Origin of the sequence: Dermacoccus sp. UBA1591, from assembly GCF_002322065.1 — a bacterium.
Taxonomy (GTDB): Bacteria; Actinomycetota; Actinomycetes; order Actinomycetales; family Dermatophilaceae; genus Dermacoccus; species Dermacoccus nishinomiyaensis.
Window position 1 is genome coordinate 49,790 of the sequence record NZ_DCNR01000082.1, and the last position, 17,705, is coordinate 67,494.

Below are 17,705 nucleotides of genomic sequence, written 5' to 3' on the forward strand. Positions count from 1 at the left end.
GCCACGCACCTGCGTCGCGACTGGGATCGCTTCGTCATCGAGGGCCAGGGGGTCCGCTGCGTCGACGACCGACCATGGGTCACCGGCGGGGAGAGCGCCGAACTCGTCATGGCGCTGTGTTGCCTCGACGGCACGCCGCACGAAGATCGCGCGCGACGCGACGCGCGCGCCGTCTTCGCCGACCTGCAGCACACACGCGACACGAGCGGCGGCTATTGGACGGGCTATGTCGTCGACGACGATGCTGTGTGGCCCGTCGAGCAGACGGGGTGGAGTGCCGGCGCGATGCTGCTCGCCGCCGATGCCCTCGACGGCCTCACGCCCGCCGCCAACTTCTTCCACGCCATGACGTGGCCGGCCCGCACGCCGAGCCATAGCGCCGCCAGAGACCACGAGGAGCCCCGATGAGCACCCCGCCCCTTCCCCAGGACGTCCTCGACGCCTTCCACGCGACGACCGGTTTCATGCCCGACGACGAAGGTCAGGCCCTGTACGAGGCGGCCGCGAGAGCCCGTCCCGGCACCTGGCTCGAGATCGGCACGTACTGCGGCAAGTCGACGGTGCTGCTCGCGCAGGCGGCGCGCGTCGTCGCCGGATCGTCCGACGCCGCAACGCAGGTGGTGACCGTCGACCATCACCACGGCAGCGAGGAGAATCAGCCCGGCTGGGAGTGGCACGACACGTCGATGGTCGATGAGCACTCGGGGCTGCTCGACACGCTGCCCGCATTTCGTCGCACGTGGGACGAGCACGTCAAGGACGTCGTCAGCATCGTCGTCGCGACGACGGCGCAGGTCGCGACGTGGTGGCGCACCCCCGTCGAGTTCCTCTTCCTCGACGGCAACCACGTCGAGGAGATGGCGCAGCACGACTACGCGGCGTTCGCGCCGCACGTCAGCGTCGGCGGGTTGCTCGCGGTGCACGACGTCTTCCCCGACCCGGCCGACGGCGGGCAGGCACCGTGGCATGTCGTCGAACGCGCCCTGGGCGACGGCTTCGAGCAGGTGTCGCAGACGGGCTCGTTGCGCATCCTGCGGCGCCGCTGACCCCAGCAACCTAATTTCGGCCTCCGCCACCGAATTGTTGCCCCTTGCACAACTTATGAGTCGGATCTCATAATGCATGAATGAACGGGGCGCCTGCGGCCGTCACCGTCAGCCGGGGGCGGAGGCCGATGAGCAATCCGATGACGAGCTTGGTGCTCGACGAGGGGATGAGCGTCGAACTGCGGGGGCAGTTGGCGCTGTGTGAGGACGAGGTCGTCCTGACGGGCTGTGGGGTGCTGCCGTTCGGTTCGCCGCCGCATCTGACGTGGGAGCAGACGCCCTTCGTAGCACTGGCCACCGACTGCGCGAAGAAGGCGCGGCCGCTCGTGGGGCAGCCCGTGTTCGGGCGTGCGACGTGGACCGGGTACGAGATCAGTGCGTGCGAACTCGAGCCGGGGGACGCTTGGGCGCACGCACACGACATCCCCGGTCCGCTGACGAAGGACCGCACCCCCGTCAGCGCGCACGTGCGCTCCGTCGAGGCCGGCCTGTTCTCGAGCGGCGCCATGCTGCGTCGCGTCCGTTTTCTCGACGACGGGCGACCGCGCGTCATCGCCAGCGCCACTGACGTCGAGCTCACGACGCGACTGCTCACACCCATCTACGGTGATGCGCTCGAGGTGCATCGCAGCCGCTGGAGCGTCAGCGAGGTGCGTGGCCTCGACGACATCCTCAACGATCTGCCCGAGGACAAGGTGCTCAAGATCGAGTACCGCATGGACGGTGACGGCACGATCAGCCGCAAGCTGCGCGTCAACTACGTCGACGATGATCTCGCGCGCTCCCTCGCCCCATTTCCGCCCGAGATGCTCGCCGTCTACGCCGTCGTCGAACCCGAGGGCGCGCCGCAGGATCGTGACCCCTGGTTTCCCGCGCGAGCCCGGCATCTCGTGCGTTCGGCCGGCACCCCCGATGTGCCGGCGCGCGAACACGCGCGCGTGTAGCGCGCGAGTGGCCCGGCACCCGGCGATGCAGACAGCGCGCCGCCGCGCAGGCCTCACAGGCCTGCGCGGCGGGCTTGTCTCGTGATTCAGCGACGACGGGTGGCGACCAAGCTCGTCGCCGTCACCGTCAGCAGCGACAGGACGATGACGCTGAGCGAGACGGCCGTCGACGGCGTCCACACCCATGACCAGACGTCGTGCGCCCAGTGCGCGATGAGCTTGTAGCCGATGAACGCGAGGATGACGGCGAGACCGTAGCCGAGGTGTACGAGCCTGCCGAGGACGCCCTCGACGAGGAAGTACAGCGCGCGCAGACCGAGCAGCGCGAACGCGTTCGTCACGAAGACGAGGTACGGGTCGGACGTGATGCCGTAGACGGCGGGCACCGAGTCGAGCGCGAACAAGGCGTCCGTCGCGAGGACGGCCAGCGTCACGACGGCCAGAGGCGTCAACGCGCGACGGACGGACCGACCGGTGGCGCCGGCGTCAGCATCTTCTCGCACGAGCATCGCGGAGCCGCGGTAGCCGTCGGTGACGGGGAAGAAACGGCGGATGACCTTGACGATGCGCATGTCACCCGGGTCGACGGTGTGGTCGTCGCCCTGACGGGTGTCGCGCCAGACCTTCACGGCCGTCCACAGCAGGAACGCGCCGAAGATGACGAACATCCAGGCGAAGTTCGTGAGCAACTGCGCGCCGAGCGCGATCATGATGGCGCGCATGACGAGGGCGCCGGCGACGCCGATGAGGAGCACCCGCTGCTGGTACATCTTGGGCACGGCGAACGCCGTCAGCAGCATCATGAACAGGAACAGGTTGTCGACGCTGAGCGACTTCTCGACGAGGTAGCCGGTGTAGAACTCGGTGCCCGTCGTCGAGCCGTGCGCGCTCCACAACCAGGCGCCGAACGCGACCGGCAACGCGATGTAGAACGTCGACCAGGCCGTCGCTTCCTTGAGCGATACCTCGTGAGGTTTGCGCGTGACGAGGAAGTCGAGCGCGAACAGGACGATGAGCCCGATGAGCGTCACGGCCCAGAGAGTGGGGGTGGCCAGGGAGTGCATGGAACTACCTCAGATCGCATGAGTGACGAACTGAGGTCTCCTTCGCCGCGGAACGATCCGCCGCTCTCGAACCGGGAGCGCGCATGATCGCGCTCGTATTGACCGGAGCCGAGACGTGGGAAGTACTCCCCTCGCCAACCATCATAGCCGATCTGCGGACCCTGCCCCACTCGACGAGCAGACTTTCTTGATTCGTTCCAGAAATCGCGGCATCATGGAGGCATGACGACGACGCCCGCCACCGATCCGCGCACCATGCTGCGTCAGGTGAACCTGCGGATCACCGGCCCGCGCGTCGCCATCCTCGATGCCCTCGAGACGCGCCCCCACTCGGATGCGGAGACCGTCATCCAGGCGGTGCGCGACAGTTACGGCAAGGTCTCGACGCAAACCGTCTACGACGCCCTGCATGCGATGACGGCGCACGGCATCATCCGCCGCATCGAGCCGGCCGGCCAATCCGCGCTCTACGAACGACGCGTCGGCGACAACCACCACCACCTCGTGTGCCGACAATGCGCGACGATCGTCGACATCCCCTGTGCCGTCGGCGACACACCGTGCCTGACGGCGGCGCACGAGTCCGAACTCAGCGAGGGGTTCGACATCGACGAGGCCGAGGTGACGTACTGGGGCGTCTGCCGCGCGTGCCGCGAGGGCGCTGCCGCAGCTTCCGCTGCGTCACCCGTCGTCGGCTGAGCCGCGCCCGAGGTTGCCGGGTCGCACGCGGGAGACCAGGGGGGCATCCGCGATCCGGTTCATCCCGACATTCGCGGGGTCGCCCGTGAGACGGTGGCTGACGTGACGAGCACACCCACCCTGCGTCCCGAGGTCGATGCGTCCGACGTCGAAGCCGCCGCCGAGCGCCTCACCGACCTGCTCCACCCCACGATGCTGTTCGAGAGCAGCCGCCTGTCGACGAAGTTCGGCGCGAGCGTCGTGCTCAAGCGCGAGGATCAGCAGCCGGTGCGCTCGTACAAGATTCGTGGAGCGAGCAACCTCATCGCGCAGCTCGACGACGACGCGCGCGCGGCGGGCGTCGTCTGCGCGTCGGCCGGCAACCATGCCCAGGGCGTCGCATACGCGTGCTCGCGCCTCGGCGTGAAGGCGACGATCTTCCTGCCGCGCACGACGCCCCGTCAGAAGCGTGAGCGGGTTCGAGTGCTCGGCGGGCCGTGGGTCGAGACGGTCGTCGAGGGCGACACGTACGACGTCGCCGCTGGCGCTGCAGGCGAATTCGCTGCGACGACCGGGGCGACGCTCGTGCCCGCGTTCGACGACGTCCGCACCATCGCGGGGCAGGGCACCGTCGCACTCGAGGCGTTCGCGCAGTGCGAGGCGCAGTACGGCAAGGTGCCGGATGTCGTCGTCGTGCCCGTCGGTGGCGGCGGGTTGCTGGCGGGCATCACGGCGTGGGTGCGCGAGCGCCATCCGTCGACGCGCATCGTCGGCGTCGAACCGGTGGGGGCGCCGTCGCTGCAGGCGGCGCTTGCTGAGGGACGCCCGGTGGCGGTGCCGGTGACCGATCCGTTCGTCGACGGCGCGACGGTCGGTCTGCTCGGCGCGCACACGTACCCGATCATCGCTGCCGGCGGCGTGCCGTGCTTCAGCGTGCCGGAGGGGCAGATCTGCACGGAGATGCTCGACCTGTATCAGAGCGACGGCATCATCGCGGAGCCTGCCGGCGCGCTCGCGCCCGCAGCGTTGCCGGGTGTCGACTTCGCCGATGGCGAGCTCGTCCTCGCGATCCTGTCGGGCGGAAACAACGACGTGTCGCGTTATGCGGAGGTCGTCGAGCGTTCGCTCGTGTTCGAGGGCCGCAAGCATTACTTCATCGTCGAATTTCCCCAGGAACCCGGGCAGTTGAGGCGTTTTCTCGACGGGGTGCTCGGGCCTGACGACGACATCACGCTGTTCGAGTACACGAAGCGTTCCAACCGCGAGACGGGCCCGGCGCTCGTCGGCCTGGAGTTGGGCGACCCGTCGTCGTTGCCCGATCTGCTTGCGCGGATCGATGCGTCGCCGGCGCGGGTGGAGCGGGTGGATCCCGACTCGCCCCTGTTTCGGATGGTTCTCTGAGGATCTAGTGAACGAAGGTAGGACCGCAGCGTCGTGTCCGTCGAGTACGGCATGGGTGGGGTCACCGCAGCGAAGCGAGGATTGCTCCAGCCATGCCGGGCGCGGGCGGACGCGCATGTCACAGCGAGGATCCTGCCGAAGTGAACGTTGACGAAGAGAACCGAGAAGAATGGTTCTGTAGTTCTCTGACGATCACTCGATGTTGCCCGGGATCTGGGGCACGGGAGCCCCGAATCCCGGGCAACATCGCGGGTCGGCGTGGTTCGATGGGGTCTTCACGCCCCATCCAAGAGCGTCGCGGAATCACACCGGAGGTCAACATGGCAGCAGAGCAGTTCGAGGTCGTGGCGAGTGACGGCGTCGTCATCCGCGGTCAGCGGTGGTTGCCGGACGGAGAAGCGCGCGCCGTCGTGCAGATCGCTCACGGCATGGCGGAACATTCGGCGCGCTACGAGCGGTTCGCGCAGGAGTTGAACGCGGCCGGGTACGCCGTCTACGCGAACGATCACCGTGGGCACGGGCGCACCGCCGAGGGTGGTGTGCTCGGTCATTTCGCTGACGATGACGGGTGGACGCGCGTCGTCGACGACCTGCTCCAGGTGACGCGGCGCGCGCAGGCCGAGGTGCCGGGTCGCCCCGTCGTCCTGCTAGGGCACAGCATGGGTTCGCTACTGGTGCGTACGTTCGCGGCGCAGCACGGCGATCTGCTGGCGGGTCTCATCGTCTCCGGAACGCCCGCCGATCCTGGGCTGCTGGGCCGCGTCGGACGTCAGGTCGCGCGCGCCGAGGGCCGTCTGCGGGGGCGCACGCACGCGAGCAAGCTCCTCGACACGATGTCGTTCGGGGCGTTCAACAAGCAGTTCGCGCCGGCGCGCACGGACTTCGACTGGCTCTCGCGCGACGAGGCCGCCGTCGATGACTACGTCGCCGACCCGTTGTGCGGGTTCGTCTGCAGCGATGCGTTCTACGCCGACATGCTGGGCGGGCTGCGCCTCGTCAACCGGCGTTCGTTCGCGGCCGGCACGCCGTCGGATCTGCCGGTTCTCGTCATCTCCGGCGAGGCCGACCCGGCCGGCGACAACGGCAAGGGCGTGCGACCCGTCGCCGATCTGCTGCGCGGCGTCGGCGTGCACGACGTCACCCTGACGCTCTACCCCGGCGCGCGCCACGAGATCCTCCACGAGACGAACCGCGACGAGGTCGTCGCCGACATCCTCGCCTGGCTCGACGCCCACGTCTGAGCCGCCGCGGGGCGAGAGGTCGTCACCCCGGCAGTCGCCTGCGTCACCGGTCGGCCTGGCCACCATCTTCAGTGGTCTGTTCGTGGCGTGGCTTGCGAAAGTGGACGACACTCGCCGATGGGGACAGGAATCGCCGATGTGTCCGGGAATCGCGGAGGGGGCCGAGATTCGCAGATGTGGACGCAAATCGCACAGGGGCGCGGTGGAGCGGGCACTCGATGCGGCGGGGCGGGCGCACGATGCGGCACGACGCAGACGGGCGTCGCGGAGGGCGGCTTGGAGGATTTGCCCCACAGAGACGTTACCGACCAGTAACGTAGGGAGCAGCATGCCCCCGCGAGGAAGGAAACGCTCATGGCTGACACGCAGCGCACCGAGGTGAACGGTCTGCAGGTCGCGACGATCCTGTACGACTTCATCAACGACCAGGTCCTGCCCGGCACCGGTATCGACGCCGACACGTACTGGAAGGGCTTCGCCGACGTCGTCGCCGAGCTCGGCCCGAAGAACCGCGCCATGCTCGCCGAGCGTGACGACCTCCAGGCCAAGATCGACGACTACCACCGCGCCAACCCGGGCAAGCCCGACTTCGACGCGTACAAGAGCTTCCTCACCGAGATCGGCTACCTCGTCGACGCTCCGGCCGAGTTCAGCATCACGACGCAGAACGTCGATCGTGAGATCACCGACCAGGCCGGCCCGCAGCTCGTCGTGCCGATCCTCAACGCCCGCTTCGCGCTCAACGCGTCGAACGCCCGCTGGGGTTCGCTCTACGACGCGCTCTACGGCACCGACGCGATCGACGAGGCCGACGGCAAGGAGAAGGGCACCTCCTACAACACGGTGCGCGGCGACGCCGTCATCGCGTTCGCGAAGAACTTCCTCGACACTGCCGTCCCGCTCGCCGAGGGTTCGTACACCGACGTCACCGGCTTCGGCGTCGACGGCGGCGAGCTCGTCGTCCACCTCGACGGTGAGCGCACGACGTCGCTGAAGAACACTGACGAGTTCGCCGGCTACGTCGGGCTGCCTGCCCAGCCGGAGGGAATCCTGCTGAAGCACAACGGTCTTCACCTGGAGATCCAGATCGACGCCGAGTCCCCGATCGGCGCGACCGACCCGGCCGGCATCAAGGACGTCCTCGTCGAGTCGGCTGTCACGACGATCATGGACCTCGAGGATTCCGTCGCCGCCGTCGACGCCGAGGACAAGGTGCTCGGTTACACGAACTGGCTCGGCCTCAACAAGGGTGACCTCGCCGAGGAGATCACGAAGAACGGCAAGACGTTCAAGCGCGAGCTCAACCCCGACCGCGAATACGTCTCCCCCGGCGGCGACACGTTCACCCTTCCGGGCCGCTCGTTGCTGTTCGTCCGCAACGTCGGCCACCTCATGACGAGCGACGCCGTCCTCGATGCCGACGGCAACGAGATCGGCGAGGGCATCCTCGACGCCCTCGTCACCGTCCCGGCTGCGATCCACGGCTTCGCCGACAAGGACGGCGTGAGCAACACGCGCACCGGCTCGATCTACATCGTCAAGCCGAAGATGCACGGCCCGCAGGAGGTCGCGTTCGCGAACGAGCTGTTCGAGCGCGTCGAGAGCGTCGTCGGGCTGGCGAAGAACACCGTCAAGATGGGCATCATGGACGAGGAGCGCCGCACGACGGTCAACCTCTCCGCCTGCATCGACGCCGCGAAGGAGCGCGTCGTGTTCATCAACACGGGCTTCCTCGACCGCACCGGCGACGAGATCCACACGTCGATGCTCGCGGGCCCGATGATCCGCAAGGGCGAGATGAAGGGTTCCACGTGGATCAAGGCGTACGAGGACAACAACGTCGACGTGGGCCTCGCTGCCGGTCTCGCGCACAAGGCGCAGATCGGCAAGGGCATGTGGGCGATGCCCGACCTGATGAAGGACATGCTCGAGCAGAAGATCGGCCAGCCGAAGGCCGGCGCGACGACGGCGTGGGTGCCGTCGCCGACCGCCGCGACGCTGCACGCGCTGCACTACCACCAGGTCGACGTGTTCGCCGTGCAGGAGGAGCTCGCGAAGCGCAAGGCCGCGTCGGTCGACGACATCCTGCAGATCCCGCTCGCGGAGAACACGGACTGGTCGGACGCCGACAAGCGCGAGGAACTCGACAACAACTGCCAGTCGATCCTCGGCTACGTCGTGCGCTGGATCGACCAGGGCGTCGGCTGCTCGAAGGTGCCCGACATCCACGACGTCGCGCTCATGGAGGACCGGGCGACGCTGCGTATCTCCAGCCAGCTGCTCGCGAACTGGCTGCAGCACGGCATCGTCACCGAAGACGAGATCGTCGAGTCGCTGAGGCGCATGGCGCCGGTCGTCGACCAGCAGAACGCCGGTGACGCGAAGTACGAGCCCATGGCGCCGGGCTTCGACGGCATCGCGTTCAACGCGGCCAAGGAGCTGATCCTCGAGGGAACGAAGCAGCCCAACGGCTACACCGAGCCGATTCTGCACCGTCGTCGGCGAGACAAGAAAGCCGCGCGCTGAGGATCAAGCGAGCGGAGTCGAGGGTGTGGATGCCGAGCTTGCGAGGCGTTCACACCTCGGCGTAGGGAGCGTTGACGAAGCGCGCCGTGGGCTCAGTGACGATCAAGCCCGACCGAGGTAGGTCCGCGCCGGAGCGTGCGACGGCCCGGCCCTGCCGAATCGGGCGCTGAGGAACTGAGCCAAGGAGTAGTCCGCGCGCTGAGGATCAAGCGAACGGAGTCGAGGGTCGCCTGACCCTGAGGATGGCGCGTAACTCACAGGTAGGCACGCAACTGCACGCCTGCGTGTGAGTTACGCGCCATCGTGCGTGCTGGGGTCGGCGCGGGGCGTCCGAGGGCTGTGCGCGACCTGGGTTCCGTTGGAACGCCTAGCATTCGGACATGAAGCGCATCGACGTCCATGCTGACGGGCCCGCGAGTGTCGACGCGGCGTGGCAGGCCTACGTGCACGTCGATCGGTGGCGTGACTGGTCGCCGCACATGCCGCCGGTCGAGGCGGATGGTGTGGTGATCCGTCCCGGCGCGGAAGGACGGTGGCGTCTCGGGCCGGTGACGGTGGGGCGGTTCGCCATCACCGACGTCGATGCGGTGGCGAGGACGTGGAGCTGGCGCGTCAGCGTCCTGGGGCTGACGACGACGGGCGAGCACCGCGTCGAGGTTCGTCGGAGCGGGTGCCGCTGCCACATGGCGATGGATCTGCCGCCTCTCGTCGGCCAGGCCTACCGGCCGCTAGCGTGGTGGGCCCTCCATCGGCTCGCTCGCAGCTCGTGAGGCGTCGAGGGACACGAAGATGGTGTGGAGAAACGCGTCATCCGTGACGCGTTTCTCCACACCCCTGGTGGCTTATCTTTGCGCCCAGATGAACCCGGGTGCATCTGGGCGCAAGGGACGTCAGACGGCGACGTTCTCCTCGAGTTCCTCCTCGGTCTCGGGGTCGAGCTCGTCGCGCTCGTCCTGATGCGCCTGCTCGGCGTGGCGTCCGACGGGGCTGGACGCAGCTTCCTCGAGCTCACGGGCTCGCGCAACACGTCGCTGTTCGACCGCGCATCCGGCTGCGAGACAGAGCAACCCGACGACCAACCAACCGAACAGGATGGTGAGCGGACCGGCGATCGAGGCGTCCGGGAAGTAGATGATGCGACGCAGCGCCTCGACGAAGCCGGAGCCGATCCAGAAGTCGTGCAGCCAACCGAAGAAGCTCGGCTGCATGACGGGCGCGAACACGCCGCCGGACGAGGTGAAGTTGAGCGCGACGAAGATCGCCGAGTACAGCAGCGTCGCAAACCGTCCGACGATCGGGTGCAGGCCGACACCGACCGTCAGCACGCCGGCTGTGTAGAGCAGCGACAGCGCCCACGTTGCGAGCACGTGCCCACCGAACATGTCGTAACCCCACGCCGCGATCGCGAGTTCGATCGTCGAGATGACGACGGCGGCGCCGGCGGCGAGGGCGATGCGCTGGGCGAATGGGCGGCTCGCAGCCGCCGCGCCGATGGCGATCGACGTGGCGTACGCGGCGACCGTCAGGGCGACGAGGAAGAAGAAACCGTTCTGGCCGGCGGGGTCGTCCTCGGTGAGGGGCGCGACGTCCTTGACGGTCAGCGCATCGTGCTGCTTCTCCGCGACGGGGCGGAACATCTTCTCGACGACGGACTTCGTCGTGTCGGACGCGCCACCGGCGGTGAGCAGTTCGGCCTTGCCGTCACCGGGGACGTAGGCCGCGGAGATCTTCAGGTGCTTCAGCTGATCCGTGGCCTGCTCGGGCGTCGCGATCGTGCGGACGTCCGCCTCGTCGCCGAACGCGTCCTGCACCTTGGCCGCCAGCGGGCCGGCCTGCTGAGCCTGACCGACGACGGCGACGGGCACGTGGTGGGGCGACGGCTTGTGGAAACCACCGAGGTAGGCGGCGCACATGATGAGGCCCATGAGGATTGGAACGATGACGTGCGACAAGATCGTCCTCATCGGGGCCTGCGCGGTTGGCGGATGCGCGGTGGACATCTCTTCCCTTCGTTTAATTAGGTTATCTATATTTAATCGTACACCTGACTGCGAGGTGTGCGCGAGCTGTGGGGCCGGCGTCACATCGAATCGTTCCGAGGGCCTACCCGGTCAAACCGTTCTGCGTTTTCGCCGATCGCGGCCTGAGCCATCCGCGACAATGGCACGGTGACTGCGCACTTCGAATCCGTCGACGACGTCCGCGACCGCCTCGCCGAGGCCGGCTACCTCGCGAGCGACGCCATCGCGACGACCGTCTTCCTCGCTGATGCCCTCGGCAAGCCCCTGCTCGTCGAGGGGCCGGCCGGCGTCGGCAAGACCGAGCTGGCGAAGGCGGTGGCGGCGGCATTGTCCGGCGCGACGGGCACAGACGCCGACCTCGTGAGGCTGCAGTGCTATGAGGGCATCGACGAGGCCCGCGCCCTCTATGAGTGGAACCACGCCAAGCAGCTCCTGCGCATCACCGCCAACACCGCTCTGGCACAGGCGTCTTCGTCGGGCGCGGCCGCGTCCACATCGACCACGAACAGCGCCGCGGACGCTCAGCCGGACGCCTCCAGCCCCGCCGGCTCGCCATCGGGCGGCGCCGCCCACGACTGGGACGAGCTTGCCACCGACATCTTCACCGACGACTTCCTCCTGACGCGTCCGCTGCTGCGCGCCATCCGCAACACGCAGCCGACGGTGCTTCTCATCGACGAACTCGACAAGGCCGACGTCGAGGTCGAGGGCCTCCTGCTCGAGGTGCTGAGCGACTTTCAGGTGACGGTGCCCGAACTCGGCACGATCAGTGCGACGCAGCGACCGTTCGTCGTGCTGACGTCGAACGCCGCCCGCGACCTGTCGGAGGCGCTGCGTCGACGCTGCCTGTTCCTGCACATCGACTACCCGACGCCGGCGCTCGAGCAGCGCATCGTCGAACTCAAGGTGCCGGGTCTCGACGCGGCGCTCGTCGAATCCGTCGTGCGACTCGTGCACCGACTGCGCCAGATGCCACTGCGCAAGGCACCGAGCGTCGCCGAGACCGTCGACTGGGCGCGCACCCTCATCGCCCTCGGAGCCGACGGCACGGGCGATCTCGACGCGACGGTGCTGCGCGCCAACCTCGGCGTGCTGCTCAAGCACCAGGACGACATCGAACGCGCCTCCACGCTGCTCAAGCTCGATGCCTGACGACGCCGTCATCCCCGCCGGCGCGGGTGCGCCGGGCGCCGGGCGGCGAGCTGCGCACTCGGACACCGCGGGCTACGGACCGCGCGCGTCCGTGACGTCATCCGCCGGCCCGGGCATCGCGTCTGCGGGCGTGCTGCAGCGTCGACTCGTGTCGTTGGCGAACGCGTTGCGGCGCCACGGCGTCGTCGTCGGCACGAGCGACGTCATCGACGCGGGGCGCATCGTCACCGCTCTCGGGCTCGACGATCGCGAGCGTCTGCGCGAGGGTCTCGCGTCGGCGTTCATGCGACGCGGCGAGCAGCGGCGCGTGTTCGACGAGTTGTTCGACCTCTACTTTCCCGCCGCCCTGGGCGCGCGCACGCGCCTGACGGACCTCGAAGAGGACGGCGCCGCAGACAAATCCGGTGCTCACCCCGACGGCGAGCCCGAACCCGACTCGCTCGACGCACTCGACGACTTCGACCCCCTGACGGCGGACGCCGCGGCCCTGCGCGAGCGCGCCAGGGCGCTGCAGGAGATCCTCGCGCAGGCTCTCGCCGCTCAGGACGAGCGGGCGTTGAACGCCCTCGCAGCCACCGTCGTCACGGAGTTCGGCGTGCTGCGGCGCGAGGGTGAGAACGGGTTCAGCGCGAACCAGGCGATCGAGCAGTTCCAGCCGAACCTCGCCATCGCGCGCGCATCCGAGCTCATGCAGCAGGGCCCAGAAGCCGGCGGTTCTGACGGCGGCACGGCCGGTGGCAGCTCGGGCGGCGGGGGTGGTGGTAGCGGTCAGGCGATGGGTGCCGATCAAGGGTGGCAGCCGGAGCGCTTCACGCCGCGGCTCGATCGTGACGACGCCCGCGAGCGCGTCGCCGCGTTCCGGCGCCGTGTCGAGACCGAGACGCGGCGACGCAACGCGGAGATCCGTGGTGTCGAACGGCTGGCGGAGCACGCCGTCACGACGCCGCTCGAGCGTCGCGCATTCAGCCAGACGTATGCCGTCGATGCCGCGGAGATGCGGCGCGTCGTCGACCCTCTCGCCCGCAAGCTCGCAGCGCGGATGGCGGCCAAGCGGCGCCGCGCGTCACATGGGCGCATCGACATCCGGCGGACGCTGCGGGCGTCGATGTCGACGGGCGGCGTACCGATCGAGCCGGTGTTCACGCATCACGCGCCGAACCGTTCGGAGCTCGTCATCCTCGCCGACATGTCGAGTTCGGTCGCCGGGTTCAGCCGGTTCACGATCCTGCTCATGCAGGCGATGCAGGCGCAGTTCGCGCGCGTGCGCGTCTTCGGGTTCGTCAACACCGTCGACGAGCTGACCGCGGTCGTCAAGGAGGTCGGGCGCGACGGCGACCTCGTCGAAGCGCTCAAGGGCAACCGGCGCATGACGCGCGGGCACCGCAACAGCGACTACGGCCAGACGTTCGCCGACTTCGTCGAACACCACCTCGACGCGGTGACGCCGCGTGCCACCGTCCTCATCCTCGGCGACGCGCGCACGAACAACACCGACCCGCGCTACGACGCGCTGCGCACCATCGCGCAGCAGGCGAGGCACGCGATGTGGCTCAACCCGGAAGCCGAATCACAGTGGGGCCAGGGCGATTCCGTCGCACACCGATACGCCGCCATCGTCGACATGCACGAGGTACGCACCATCACCGATCTGCGGGAGTTCGTCGCCCGCGCCTTGTGACACCCGTGCCCCTCGAGTGCCGCCACGCCGACGACGTGCCATTACCTGCACGAGAAATGTGCAGCTGCCCCAGGATTGTTCAGCACATTCCTGGGGCAGCTGCACAGAAGTCGGGCAGCTGACGACGCACCATCAGCACCCTCGGCCACGACCTACTCGATGAAGCCCTCGCTCTTCAACCACTCCTCGGCGACCTTGCCGGGATCTTTGCCCTCGACGTCGACGCGGGCGTTGAGATCGATGAGGGTGTCGTTGTCGAGCTTCTTCACGACCGGTTCGAGGATCTGCGCGATCTGCGGATACGTGTCGTAGATCGTCGTCTTGACCACGGGCGAGACGTTGTAGTTGGGGAAGAAGTGCTTGCTGTCGCTCATGACGTCGAGGTGGAGACTCTTGATCCGCCCGTCCGTCGTGAAGACCTCACCCAAGTTGCAGACCTTCTGGTCGATCGCCGAGTAGATGGCGCCGGTGTCCATCTTGCGGATGTTGCCGGTCGGCACGTCCTTGCCGTACGTCATCCCGTACGCCTTGAGCATGGGTTGGAAGCCGTCGTTGCGGTTCGCGAACTCCGACTCGATGCAGAACGTGCGCTCGCCGACAGGCACCTTCTTGAGATCCGACAGATCCTTGAGCCCGTACTTCTTCGCGAAGTCCTGACGCATGCCCAGGCTGTACGTGTTGTTCATGGGCGCAGGTTCCAGCCAGGTGAACCCGTTCTTGGCGTCCTCCGCCTTCACGGCCTCGTACTGCTTGCGCGAATCAGCGATGGGGTCGGTCTTGCCCATGTAGGTGATCCACGCCGTGCCCGTGTACTCCATGATGAGCTGCACCTGCCCCGTCAGCTGCGCCTGGCGCGAGGCCGCAGAACCGGGGATGGCGGTGAAGTCTTTCACCTTCGCGCCGCCCGACTGCAGCATGATGACCGCGATCTTGCCGAGGATCTGCTGCTCGGTGAAGTCCTTGGAACCGACCGCGATGTCGAGCCCGTCGAGCTTCTTCACCGAGGCCAGGGGGCCCGCGAGCTTGGCACTCGTCGTCAGCCCGCCCGAGGTGCCGAGGCCGCAGGAACTCAGCGTCACGGCCGTCGTGACGGCGACGACGGCGCCCGTCGCTCGCCTCATTCGCTGGCGTGTCATCCGATCACATTCCCTTCGGCGTGAGCAGGGCTTCGAGCAGGCGCCCGGCCCATTCGAACGCGAGGGCGAGCAGCGCGATGAGGATGCCGCCGCTGACGAGCACGGGGTAGCGGAACAGCTTGATGCCGGTCGTGATGAGCTCGCCCAGGCCACCGGCGTTGATGAAGGCCGCGAACGAGGCCGTGCCCGCGACGAGCACGAGCGCGGTGCGCACGCCGGCCATGATGATGGGCGCAGCCAGGGGCATCTCGATGCGCAGGAGCGTCGCCATCTGGCTCATGCCCATGCCGCGTGCGGCTTCGACGAGCGTCTGGTCGACCTGCTGCAACCCCACCATGGTGTTGCGCAGCACCGGCAGGAACGCGTAGATCGCGAGCGCCAGCACCGCCGTCCAGAAGTCGAACGCGATCCACATCGCGAGCAGCACGATGAGGCCGATGACGGGCGTCGCCTGTCCCGCGTTCGCGATGGCGATGACGGGGCCGGAGAATCGCCGGAATCTCGGACGCGTCAGCAGCACTCCCAGCGGGATGGCGGTGACGAGCACCGCGACGGCAGCGGCCGCCGTCACCTTGAGGTGTTGCCAGAACAGGGTGCCGAGCAGGCTCCACTCGAGCTGGCGGGCCTCGATGTCGTCGAGGTCGGCGTTGAGGCGCCAGATCACCCAGCCACCGCCGACGAGCAGGATGAGGATGGGCAGGCCGACGATCATGCCGAACCGCTCACGCCCCAGGCGCTTCCTCATCGCTGCTCCCCCTCGTCGGCCTGAGCGTCGAAGTCCGTGGTCGAGGAGGTGTTGGCGACGACCGTCGAGCTCGCGTCAGCCTCTCCGTCGACGCGTTCGCTGAGTGCGGCCGCCTGCTCCTGCACCTGACGGATGTGCTCCATCACCTGCTGGAACGACGCGACGCCGCGGTACTCGCCGCGCCCGCCGGTGACGACGACGGCGCCGTGGCTCGAGGTGAGCATCGCGTCGAGGGCGTCGTTGAGGGTGGCACGCGAGTCGACGGTGATGAGGTTGACCCCACGGTTCTCGACCCGGGTGCCGCGCATCCGCTCGACGTTGATGAAGTCGACCGGGCGTCCGCGTTCGTCGAGCACGACGACGTTGGGGGAACCGCCACGCTGGGCGGCCTCGCGCGCCTCGGACGCGTCGGCTCCGACGGTGACGGTACCCAGCTGCGTCGCGCCGATCTCGTCGAGGCGTGTCAGCTGCAGCGACTTCAGCGCCGAACCCGAGCCGACGAAGTCCTCGACGAACTCGTTGGCCGGCGCCGCGAGGATGTTCTCGGGGGTGTCGTACTGCTCGATCCGCCCGCCCTCGGAGAGGATGAGGATGCGGTCGCCCAGCTTCAGTGCCTCGTCGATGTCGTGCGTGACGCAGATGATCGTCTTGCTCAGCTGGCGCTGGATGCTGAGCATCTCGTCCTGCAACCGCTGCCGGGTGATCGGGTCGACGGCGCCGAACGGCTCGTCCATGAGGATGACGGGTGGGTCGGCCGCCAGGCCACGGGCCACGCCGACGCGCTGCTGCTGCCCGCCCGACAGCTCGCGGGGGTAGCGGTCGCGGTAGCGCGCAGGGTCGAGACCGACCATGTCGAGCAGTTCGTCCGTGCGCGCGGCGATGCGCTTCTTGTCCCACTTGAGCAGCCCCGGCACGACGCCCACGTTGTCGGCGACGGTGAGGTGCGGGAACAGCGAGCCACCCTGGATGACGTAGCCGATCTTGCGGCGCAGGTCGTCGACCTTGTGGTTCTTGACGTCGTCACCGTCGATCGTGATGCGACCACTCGTCGGGTTGATGAGCCGGTTGATCATCTTGAGCGACGTCGTCTTGCCGCAGCCGGAGGGGCCGACGAACATGACCATCTCGCCGGCGGGGACGGTAAGGCTGAGGCCGCCGACGGCCGCCTTCGCCTGGCCCGGGTACTTCTTGACGACGTCGTCGAAGACGATCTCGGCGCCCGTGACGTCATGGCTGGCGGGCTGCTCGTTGACGGTCTCGGTGACGGGAGCGTCGTGGTCGGTGCGGAACAGATCAGGCACGGATACCCCTGGGAATCGTCAGTCGGCCGATGCCGACGAGAATGAGGTCGAGCACGAGGGCGAGGATGACGATGCCGATCGTGCCGACGAGGGCGAAGTTGATGGCGTTGACGCCACCGTTCTGAGACAGGCCGGTGAAGATGTAGCCGCCGAGACCTGGGCCGAGGGCGTAGGCGGCGATGGCCGCGACGCCGAACGACATCTGCGTCGAGGTGCGCACCCCCGCGAGGATGACGGGCCACGCGAGTGGCAGACGCACCTTGAGCAGCGTCGCCACCTTGCTCATGCCCATGCCGCGCGCGGACTCGAGCAGGTTCGCGTCGACAGCCTGCAGACCGACGACGGCGTTGCGCAGGATCGGTAGGACGGCGTAGAAGGTGACGGCGATGACCGACGGCACCGCACCGATGCCGACGAGCGGCAGCAGGATGCCGAGCAGCGCGAACGACGGCAACGTCAGGCCGATCGCCGAGAAGATGTTCGCGAAGCTCTCGAGCTTCTTGTTGCGGATGACGATGACGGCCAGGACGAGCGCGATGATCGTCGCGAGCAGCACGGATTGCACGACGAGCGACGTGTGCTGGTAGCTGCGGTAGGCGATGTCCTCCCACCGGTCGGCGATGAAATCCCACACAGGCCTCACCCTCCCTTCCTTGACGGTGACGCAGAGCGTCCTGGGCCGCCGTCATGGGCTGGAGAAGCCACACCCAGGCGGGCTGGATCGCCCGGATCACGCGGGCTGCAGTTCGCTTCAGCCTATGGGCAACCTCGG

At 68.1% G+C, this 17,705-nt stretch carries 15 protein-coding genes and 1 pseudogene; 10 read left to right on the plus strand and 6 right to left on the minus strand.

What is annotated here, in order from left to right:
• The 3 genes and pseudogenes from B2284_RS08800 to B2284_RS08810 all read left to right on the plus strand — a co-directional run.
• A pseudogene (locus B2284_RS08800) lies at nucleotides 1-408 on the plus strand (hypothetical protein); the annotation flags it as partial.
• A complete protein-coding gene (locus tag B2284_RS08805) occupies nucleotides 405-1,046 on the plus strand; it encodes a class I SAM-dependent methyltransferase (protein ID WP_062256800.1) in 642 nt (213 codons plus the stop codon). The pseudogene B2284_RS08800 and the gene B2284_RS08805, both read left to right, overlap by 4 nt.
• Nucleotides 1,047-1,126: 80 nt before the next feature.
• Entirely contained in the window at nucleotides 1,127-1,990 is an 864-nt protein-coding gene (locus tag B2284_RS08810; protein ID WP_143181241.1) for a hypothetical protein, read from the plus strand.
• An 86-nt stretch (nucleotides 1,991-2,076) separates the two neighbouring features.
• Here B2284_RS08810 and B2284_RS08815 read toward each other — a convergent pair whose 3' ends face one another.
• A complete protein-coding gene (locus B2284_RS08815) occupies nucleotides 2,077-3,054 on the minus strand; it encodes a TerC/Alx family metal homeostasis membrane protein (RefSeq protein ID WP_074040467.1) in 978 nt (325 codons plus the stop codon).
• Between the two features lie 222 nt (nucleotides 3,055-3,276).
• Between B2284_RS08815 and B2284_RS08820 the strand changes: the two genes are divergently transcribed.
• The 5 genes from B2284_RS08820 (at nucleotide 3,277) to B2284_RS08840 (ending at nucleotide 9,670) form a co-directional block, all read left to right on the plus strand.
• Nucleotides 3,277-3,753, plus strand: coding sequence for a Fur family transcriptional regulator (locus B2284_RS08820; protein ID WP_006946384.1), 477 nt, complete (start codon nucleotides 3,277-3,279; stop codon nucleotides 3,751-3,753).
• Between the two features lie 93 nt (nucleotides 3,754-3,846).
• On the plus strand, nucleotides 3,847-5,133 hold the full coding sequence (gene ilvA, locus B2284_RS08825) for a threonine ammonia-lyase IlvA (protein WP_062256791.1): 1,287 nt from the start codon (nucleotides 3,847-3,849) through the stop codon (nucleotides 5,131-5,133).
• Nucleotides 5,134-5,453: 320 nt separating this feature from the next.
• On the plus strand, nucleotides 5,454-6,374 hold the full coding sequence (locus tag B2284_RS08830; protein ID WP_074046069.1) for an alpha/beta hydrolase: 921 nt from the start codon (nucleotides 5,454-5,456) through the stop codon (nucleotides 6,372-6,374).
• A gap of 354 nt (nucleotides 6,375-6,728) precedes the next feature.
• Entirely contained in the window at nucleotides 6,729-8,900 is a 2,172-nt protein-coding gene (locus B2284_RS08835; protein WP_074046070.1) for a malate synthase G, read from the plus strand.
• A 380-nt stretch (nucleotides 8,901-9,280) separates the two neighbouring features.
• On the plus strand, nucleotides 9,281-9,670 hold the full coding sequence (locus B2284_RS08840) for an SRPBCC family protein (RefSeq protein ID WP_074046071.1): 390 nt from the start codon (nucleotides 9,281-9,283) through the stop codon (nucleotides 9,668-9,670).
• Nucleotides 9,671-9,790: 120 nt separating this feature from the next.
• On the opposite strand, the gene B2284_RS08845 is transcribed toward B2284_RS08840, so the two are convergent.
• Nucleotides 9,791-10,852, minus strand: a complete 1,062-nt coding sequence (locus tag B2284_RS08845; RefSeq protein ID WP_131941831.1) for a hypothetical protein — start codon at nucleotides 10,850-10,852, stop codon at nucleotides 9,791-9,793.
• Between the two features lie 216 nt (nucleotides 10,853-11,068).
• On the opposite strand from B2284_RS08845, the gene B2284_RS08850 reads away from it, so the two are divergent.
• The gene (locus B2284_RS08850; protein ID WP_006945167.1) at nucleotides 11,069-12,073 is read left to right on the plus strand and encodes an AAA family ATPase; all 1,005 of its coding nucleotides are present in this window, start codon (nucleotides 11,069-11,071) and stop codon (nucleotides 12,071-12,073) included.
• Nucleotides 12,066-13,751, plus strand: a complete 1,686-nt coding sequence (locus B2284_RS08855; protein ID WP_006945025.1) for a VWA domain-containing protein — start codon at nucleotides 12,066-12,068, stop codon at nucleotides 13,749-13,751. Before B2284_RS08850 ends, B2284_RS08855 begins: the two co-directional genes overlap by 8 nt.
• 152 nt (nucleotides 13,752-13,903) lie before the next feature.
• Here B2284_RS08855 and B2284_RS08860 read toward each other — a convergent pair whose 3' ends face one another.
• The 4 genes from B2284_RS08860 to B2284_RS08875 are packed head-to-tail and all read right to left on the minus strand — an operon-like array spanning nucleotide 13,904 to nucleotide 17,567.
• Entirely contained in the window at nucleotides 13,904-14,887 is a 984-nt protein-coding gene (locus tag B2284_RS08860) for a glycine betaine ABC transporter substrate-binding protein (protein WP_038569779.1), read from the minus strand.
• Between the two features lie 4 nt (nucleotides 14,888-14,891).
• A complete protein-coding gene (locus B2284_RS08865; RefSeq protein ID WP_006945175.1) occupies nucleotides 14,892-15,632 on the minus strand; it encodes an ABC transporter permease in 741 nt (246 codons plus the stop codon).
• Nucleotides 15,629-16,933 (minus strand): ABC transporter ATP-binding protein, encoded by a 1,305-nt coding sequence (locus B2284_RS08870; RefSeq protein ID WP_006945041.1) that lies wholly within the window; start codon nucleotides 16,931-16,933, stop codon nucleotides 15,629-15,631. The genes B2284_RS08865 and B2284_RS08870 overlap by 4 nt, the downstream gene beginning before the upstream one ends.
• Nucleotides 16,926-17,567, minus strand: a complete 642-nt coding sequence (locus B2284_RS08875; protein WP_038569784.1) for an ABC transporter permease — start codon at nucleotides 17,565-17,567, stop codon at nucleotides 16,926-16,928. The genes B2284_RS08870 and B2284_RS08875 overlap by 8 nt, the downstream gene beginning before the upstream one ends.
• Nucleotides 17,568-17,705 lie beyond the last annotated feature (138 nt).

Bases quoted from the DNA above. Each gene is read 5' to 3' on its own strand.
- B2284_RS08805 (WP_062256800.1), top strand. From the start codon at position 405: ATGAGCACCCCGCCCCTTCCCCAGGACGTCCTCGACGCCTTCCACGCG.
- B2284_RS08810 (WP_143181241.1), top strand. From the start codon at position 1,127: ATGAACGGGGCGCCTGCGGCCGTCACCGTCAGCCGGGGGCGGAGGCCG.
- B2284_RS08815 (WP_074040467.1), bottom strand. From the start codon at position 3,054: ATGCACTCCCTGGCCACCCCCACTCTCTGGGCCGTGACGCTCATCGGG.
- B2284_RS08820 (WP_006946384.1), top strand. From the start codon at position 3,277: ATGACGACGACGCCCGCCACCGATCCGCGCACCATGCTGCGTCAGGTG.
- B2284_RS08830 (WP_074046069.1), top strand. From the start codon at position 5,454: ATGGCAGCAGAGCAGTTCGAGGTCGTGGCGAGTGACGGCGTCGTCATC.
- B2284_RS08835 (WP_074046070.1), top strand. From the start codon at position 6,729: ATGGCTGACACGCAGCGCACCGAGGTGAACGGTCTGCAGGTCGCGACG.
- B2284_RS08840 (WP_074046071.1), top strand. From the start codon at position 9,281: ATGAAGCGCATCGACGTCCATGCTGACGGGCCCGCGAGTGTCGACGCG.
- B2284_RS08855 (WP_006945025.1), top strand. From the start codon at position 12,066: ATGCCTGACGACGCCGTCATCCCCGCCGGCGCGGGTGCGCCGGGCGCC.
- B2284_RS08860 (WP_038569779.1), bottom strand. From the start codon at position 14,887: ATGACACGCCAGCGAATGAGGCGAGCGACGGGCGCCGTCGTCGCCGTC.
- B2284_RS08865 (WP_006945175.1), bottom strand. From the start codon at position 15,632: ATGAGGAAGCGCCTGGGGCGTGAGCGGTTCGGCATGATCGTCGGCCTG.